At 42.0% G+C, this 1038-nt stretch carries 1 protein-coding gene; it reads left to right on the top strand.

Annotation, left to right across the window (positions count from 1 at the left end; translation table 11 throughout):
* Positions 1-303 precede the first annotated feature (303 nt).
* Positions 304-945 (top strand): outer membrane beta-barrel protein, encoded by a 642-nt coding sequence (locus R7Q47_RS26530; RefSeq protein WP_005494765.1) that lies wholly within the window; start codon positions 304-306, stop codon positions 943-945.
* The last annotated feature ends 93 nt before the right edge of the window (positions 946-1038 follow it).

The raw sequence follows: 1038 nt of genomic DNA, 5'->3' as shown, positions 1-1038 counted from the left end.
AAGAGATTTCAACGCTTTCTGTCACTTTGGTCAGAGTTTCTTCTGGAAGTTCGTTGAAAGGGGGGTACTTGGCGAGAAAGTTATATATCTCGAGAAGTTCTGCATCCATTCGGGTGCCTTTTGTTTCGCAAATAATAAAGTAATCTTAACGCAGTTTTAAGACAGAATCTTATTGGATCACGCTTTTTCGTACTGAGTCATAAGATTCGGACATCTCCCGCGACAAGGTTTTGTTAATTCGGCTAATATGGAAATTGCCAATTGTAGTTAAGTTTTTAGGTGACTCTCATGAAAGGAAGTAAGATGGTGAGACAGTTATTGCTTGTGCCTCTTGTAGTTTTGCCCGCAATTAGTATCGCTTCGGAAGCGGAACAAGCTGCAAAATTTGGGTATGAGCACATTTATTTGGATGTGGGGTCGGGTACGACCAATAAAGATTGGCTAGACAACTCGAATGCGACCACGCTGGGATTGGGTGGCAATTATCTCATCACCGATAATTGGTTGCTTAATGTTGATTACTCAGCGCAGTTTTTCCATCCTGACGATCTAACACTACGTGTGGATCGATTGTTGTTTGGTGGTGGTTATCGTTATGGGATTAACGACCAACTGGACGTTTATGGTACTTATGGGCTTGGTGCGCTGAAAGCGAAAGCGACGGATGAAAAAACGGATAGCACCATTTCCTCTGACACCGAGTTTCTTCAAGCGGTGACCATTGGTGCAAACTATCTTTTGAATGAACAATGGATGGTGTCAGCACAGATTCAGGCCAACCGAAGTGATGTGGTTGACGAGAACAAGTACAGAATCGGCTTCAATTACCAATGGCATGATGTGATTGGCACGGGCTTGTATTACCAATACCGTGATACAGATTACAGTGGTGAAAGTTCGGATTACATCAACGAAGTCGGCTTAAGTTTGAAGTTCGTATTTTAATCCCATTTAGTAACATCAACCGTAATCAACAGATTTAAGAACAACAAAAAAGGTCAGCATACGCTGCCCTTTTCGTTTATTTTCTCTGTTTTC

This window comes from Vibrio sp. Vb0349 (assembly GCF_033338975.1).
This window is presented reverse-complemented; position numbering and strand designations above follow the sequence as displayed.